The organism is Oleiphilus sp. HI0132, assembly GCF_001635845.1.
In genome coordinates this window covers 1-5,746 of sequence record NZ_LWGJ01001035.1, presented here as the reverse complement: position 1 = coordinate 5,746, position 5,746 = coordinate 1, and the positions used below count along the sequence as shown (strand labels likewise).

The following is a 5,746-nucleotide window of genomic DNA, read 5'->3' as shown; positions in this document are numbered from 1 at the left end:
AATCTTATATAAAGCCGCAATTCGAGAAACCCTGGAAAACCAGGAAAACCTGGATATTTTCCAACAATCGGCTGATGACTTGATTGTTAAAAATGACCGGGCTTGTGGCGTTGTCACCAATATGGGAGTTCGCTTCCATTCAAAGACCGTTGTTTTGACAACTGGAACCTTTTTAGGCGGTGTTATTCATATTGGTTTAGAAAACCATTCAGGTGGACGTGCGGGAGATCCACCGTCGATAGCATTGGCAAAACGCTTAAGAGAAATGCCTTTTCGTGTTGGCCGTTTAAAAACGGGTACACCGCCCCGAATTGATGCACGTTCAGTTGATTTTAGCGTAATGGACGAACAGCCAGGTGATACACCTTTACCGGTAATGTCTTATACCGGCACAGTTGAACAACATCCAAAACAGATTTCTTGCTATGTAACCCATACTAATGAACGTACGCATGAGATTATTCGCTCAGGTTTTGATCGTTCACCCATGTTTACAGGCATCATAGAAGGAACAGGCCCACGTTACTGCCCTTCTATTGAAGATAAAATTAATCGTTTTGCAGATAAAGACTCCCACCAGATTTTCGTCGAGCCTGAAGGGCTGACAACGCATGAGTTATATCCAAACGGCATTTCAACTAGTTTGCCCTTTGATGTGCAAATTGACTTAGTGCGTTCAATGAAGGGCTTCGAGAAAGCACATATTACGCGGCCTGGTTATGCAATTGAGTACGATTTCTTTAACCCTCAAGACTTGAAACAAAGCCTAGAGACAAAGTTTATCGAGAACTTGTTTTTCGCTGGCCAAATTAACGGCACAACTGGTTATGAAGAAGCCGGTGCCCAAGGTTTACTTGCTGGTATGAATGCTTCGTTGAAAGCAAGTGGTGATATGCTTTGGTGCCCTCGTCGAGATGAAGCTTATATCGGAGTACTGGTTGATGATCTGATTACACTAGGAACCAGTGAGCCTTACCGTATGTTTACAAGCCGTGCTGAATACCGTTTGTTACTACGCGAAGATAATGCTGACCTAAGGTTAACTGAGATCGGACGTAATTTAGGTTTTGTAGGCGATGAGCGCTGGTCACAATTCTCAAGCAAGCGCGAAGCAATCGAGAAAGAAACAGAGCGTCTAAAAACAACTTGGGTGCAACCTGGCTCAGAAGGTGGGAAGATTGCTGACAAATATTTTGATCGACCTATTTCGAGAGAATACAGCCTTCGTGACTTGCTAAAGCGTCCTGAAATCAATTATCAAAGTATTGCTGAAATAAACGGTGATCCAACAATTTCTAATGCTGTTGCTGAACAGATTGAAATACAAACCAAGTATGATGGTTATATCAGTCGTCAACAGGATGAGATTGATCGTTTAAGAAAGAATGAATTAACCAAGCTGCCAATCGATTTCAATTATGATGGAATTTCTGGTCTATCCAATGAGATTAAGCAAAAACTATTAGAGGTTAAACCAGAAACAATTGGCCAGGCATCTAGAATTCCGGGAATTACACCGGCTGCTGTGTCATTGGTACTCATATATCTGAAGAAAAAATCTTTATCTAAATCAATCAAACATGAAAGTGCCTGATTTCGGCACTTCACGTATCTTAAAAGAGAATAGACGTGATCAATGCATCGCAACGTGCCAACTTTAGTAATATTCTAAGCGACGCGGCAGAAAAAATAGGTATTACTCTAAATGAAGAGCAGAATGGCCTTTTACTCGACTATTTAGAGTTATTGATCAAATGGAATAAAGCCTACAATCTGACGGCTATTCGTGACCCGGAAGAAATGTTGATTAAACATCTGGTCGACTCGCTTAGCATTGCTCCTTATATAAAAGGTCAGGACATCGCTGATATCGGTACCGGCCCTGGATTACCCGGTATACCGATGGCCATCTTGTTTCCAGAAAAGCGCTTTTTGCTGGTCGACAGCAATGGTAAAAAGACACGCTTTTTGACTCAGAGTAAGATTACACTTTCGCTAGCCAATATCGAAATAGTGCATGGACGTGTAGAGAGTGTTGCGCAGGATAAACAATTTGACCAAATTATGTCACGCGCATTTACAGCGCTAGATAATATGGTAAAACTATGTAAGCACTTACTTACTGAAAAGGGTGAGTTTTTAGCAATGAAAGGTTTGCATCCAAAAGATGAGATTAATGCACTGCCAATAGATTATCATGTTAAAAACGCAATTAAGTTATGTGTTCCCGCTTGTGAAGAGGACAGGCATTTAATTATCATAGAGAAAACTTCAGCGTAATAAGCATATTGCTATTGAAAGCGTCTATAAGTGAGGGTTACACAGTGCCAGCGAAAATCTATGCGATTACTAACCAGAAGGGGGGGGTTGGAAAAACGACCACCACTGTAAATCTTGCTGCATCGCTGGCTGCGACCAAACGCAGAATTCTCCTTATTGATCTTGATCCGCAGGGAAACGCAACTATGGGTAGCGGGATCAGCAAGAATGAAATTGAATATACGGCCTATGATGTACTGACCAAAAAGGCCGATGTTCAAGAGGTCATTACGCGTTCAGTCGTTGGTAAATACGATGTTATTCCTTCCAATGGCGATCTGACTGCAGCGGAAGTCGAGCTCCTTAATGAGATTGGCCGTGAACATAGACTGAAGCAAGCCTTAAAATCTATTCGTGATGATTATGAATTCGTCTTGATCGACTGTCCTCCTTCTCTAAATATGCTAACCGTTAATGCCTTATCAGCGTCGGACGGCGTTATCATTCCAATGCAATGCGAATATTATGCGCTAGAAGGCTTGGCCGCATTAATGAATACGGTTGAGCAGATTAGAGAAACCATCAATCCGAAGTTAGAAATTTCCGGCATACTTCGTACTATGTATGACCCAAGGAATAGTTTAACCAGAGATGTATCTGATGAACTTCAGGAATATTTCGGTGAACAGCTATATAAAGTCGCAATTCCAAGAAATGTAAGACTAGCGGAAGCACCCAGTCACGGTATGTCAGCATTACATTATGACAAAGCTTCAAAAGGTGCGATTGCATATTTGGCATTGGCCGGTGAAATCGTCAGAAAGAACAAAGCAGCAGCAAAAAAAGCCGACTTGGCTGAAGCATAAAACAATAATTAAGCTCATGACTTTTAAAGGTCATCATCAAGCGTTACTAAGTGAGTAGGAAAATACGTGGCAAAGAAACGAGGTTTAGGGGAAAAAGGTTTAAGCGCTTTACTCAAGGGCTCAAATGTCGACTTTAAAAAAGAAGTTGAAAACGATGGAGACCTTAAGCAACTTCCAGTTGAGTTTCTAAAACGAGGTAAATATCAGCCTCGTCGTGACATGGATCCTGATGCACTCGAAGAGCTCGCCGAGTCAATTCGACAGCAAGGTATTATGCAGCCGATAGTGGTTCGTTCTCGTGGCGAAGACTCCTATGAAATTATTGCGGGCGAAAGGCGTTGGCGGGCAGCACAAATCGCTCAGCTCGATAAAGTCCCCGCAATTATTCGTGATGTTGAAGATGATGCGGCTGTTGCAATGGCGCTTATCGAGAATATTCAGCGTGAAAACCTTAATGCAATGGAAGAAGCCACCGCTTTACAGCGTTTGCAAGATGAGTTTGAACTTACCCAAAGCGAAGTAGCTGAAGCCGTTGGTAAATCGAGGTCAACCGTGACTAACTTGCTTCGCCTGATCAACCTAACAGATGAAGTAAAGTTGATGCTAGAGCATGGCGACTTGGAGATGGGCCATGGCAGAGCGATGTTATCGTTAGATACCGAGCGACAGATAATTGTGGCTCGTCAGGTTGAGTTGAAGTCGCTTTCAGTACGACAGACCGAAGCACTCGTCCGTCGCCTAATAGAAGACAAGCCTACAAATAAAGCAGCTAAGCCAAAACCCGATGCCGATATATCACGCTTACAAGAAGATCTATCTGAAAAAGTAGGTGCAGAAGTGAGTGTTCAGCATTCAAATACAGGCAAAGGTAAGCTAGTGATTAAATATAATTCTCTTGATGAGTTAGATGGAATTTTGACTCATATCAAGTGAAATCTAACTTGATCGAAAAATAATCGATTCTTTTTTGTAACTTAAGTGAATATTCATCCCTAGAGCGGTTGAATGCACAGATTATAACCCCTATAATCTGCCACGCTTCGAGAGGCCTGATTAGGCCGAAGAAGAAAATTGGCGAGAATGAATGTTAAGCGCCGCGACTCGATAAGACTAAAGAAAAATAAAAACAAGAGCTAACGATAACAAAATGTCTTAAAAGAACAGCAACTTAATGGCTGTATCTTAAGTCGAAGGTAATTAAGGAAGATATCTGCTAACTACAGCGCAGTGACATCAAAAGGTAGCAATGTAGTAGGCAAGATTAATGAACAGTAGAAAAAAGGCTGACATAAATAAGCCGCCGATTTACAAGATTTTTATTGCTCAGATGGCTCTTACGAGTGTCATTTGCGCAGGGTACTATTTAGTTAGCGGAAGCGTTGCGGCATACTCTTCGCTATTGGGTGGGGTTATATTTGTTATCCCACAACTATATTTTGGTGTTAAAGCGTTTTTGTACAGTGGCGCTCGGTCAATCCAAAAAATAGTTATAAATTTTTATAAAGGTGAGAGCACCAAATTAGTAATCATTGCACTGAGCTTCGGACTTATATTCAAGTTTGTAGAGCCTCTGGATTACTTAGCACTTTACTCCACCTTTATCAGTGTTTTAGTGATGAACTGTTTCTCGGCTCTCTTAGTAAGTAAGCCGAACTCACACAAAGCATAATTTAGAATTTTTAACTCTATAATGTAGGCCCTTAACTATGGCAGGCGATAGTCTAACAACCACTGAATATATTCAGCATCACTTAAGTAACCTAACTTTCGGCCAGCTTCCTGCTGGTACTGTTCGTTATGATGGCACAACGCTACAAGAAGCAACTTGGACAATGGCTCACGGTGGCGAAGAAGCTGCTGCAATGGGTTTCAATGCATTTCATGTAGATAGTTTACTTTGGTCATTTGGCTTAGGTGTTATTTTCTGCATGATCTTCCGTTCCGTTGCCAAATCGGTAACTAGCGGTGTACCTGGTCGCTTCCAAAACTTTATCGAAATGATTGTCGATTTCGTTGATGGTAACGTTAAAGATATGTTCCATGGACGTAACCCACTTATTGCTCCTTTGGCATTAACAATCTTTGTTTGGGTATTCTTCATGAACCTAATGGACTTGATCCCGGTTGATCTAGTGCCATGGTTGCTTACATTTGTGGGCGTTGGTTATCAGAAGATTGTTCCATCAACAGACCCTAACATCACACTAGGTATGGCTTTAGGTGTATTCATCCTAATGCTTTACTACTCTATCAAGATTAAAGGTATTGGTGGCTTTACTAAAGAGCTTACCATGCACCCTTTCAATCACTGGGCGTTTATCCCTGTGAACCTATTTATGGAATTAGTCGGTCTATTAGCTAAGCCGTTTTCATTGGGCTTGCGACTATTCGGGAACATGTACGCCGGTGAAATGATCTTCATTTTGATTGCCGTCATGTACAGCGCTGGTTTGCTGTTTGGTCTGTTCGGTGGTTTCTTGCAGATCGGTTGGGCGATATTCCATATCTTGGTTATTACGCTACAAGCATTTATTTTTATGGTTTTGACCGTCGTGTACCTGAGTATGGCTCACGAAGATCATTAATCTAAATTTTTAAACTTTTCTTTTAACTAACTTAAC

The 5,746-nt window shown here is 41.5% G+C and carries 6 protein-coding genes; all 6 read left to right on the top strand.

Annotated features, from left to right (window positions below):
* A partial coding sequence (mnmG, locus tag A3766_RS12230) for a tRNA uridine-5-carboxymethylaminomethyl(34) synthesis enzyme MnmG (RefSeq protein WP_068642274.1) occupies window positions 1-1,594 on the top strand: 1,594 nt, incomplete at its 5' end.
* Window positions 1,595-1,629: 35 nt separating this feature from the next.
* Complete coding sequence (gene rsmG, locus A3766_RS12225) at window positions 1,630-2,280, top strand: 16S rRNA (guanine(527)-N(7))-methyltransferase RsmG (RefSeq protein ID WP_156490478.1); 651 nt, start codon at window positions 1,630-1,632, stop codon at window positions 2,278-2,280.
* A 44-nt stretch (window positions 2,281-2,324) separates the two neighbouring features.
* On the top strand, window positions 2,325-3,125 hold the full coding sequence (locus A3766_RS12220) for a ParA family protein (RefSeq protein ID WP_068507309.1): 801 nt from the start codon (window positions 2,325-2,327) through the stop codon (window positions 3,123-3,125).
* A 66-nt stretch (window positions 3,126-3,191) separates the two neighbouring features.
* Complete coding sequence (locus tag A3766_RS12215) at window positions 3,192-4,058, top strand: ParB/RepB/Spo0J family partition protein (protein WP_068507307.1); 867 nt, start codon at window positions 3,192-3,194, stop codon at window positions 4,056-4,058.
* A gap of 331 nt (window positions 4,059-4,389) precedes the next feature.
* Window positions 4,390-4,794 carry a F0F1 ATP synthase subunit I gene (locus A3766_RS32670; RefSeq protein ID WP_068507305.1) on the top strand — a complete coding sequence of 135 codons (405 nt, stop codon included), beginning with the start codon at window positions 4,390-4,392 and terminating at the stop codon, window positions 4,792-4,794.
* Between the two features lie 37 nt (window positions 4,795-4,831).
* A complete protein-coding gene (gene atpB, locus A3766_RS12205) occupies window positions 4,832-5,710 on the top strand; it encodes a F0F1 ATP synthase subunit A (protein WP_068507303.1) in 879 nt (292 codons plus the stop codon).
* The last annotated feature ends 36 nt before the right edge of the window (window positions 5,711-5,746 follow it).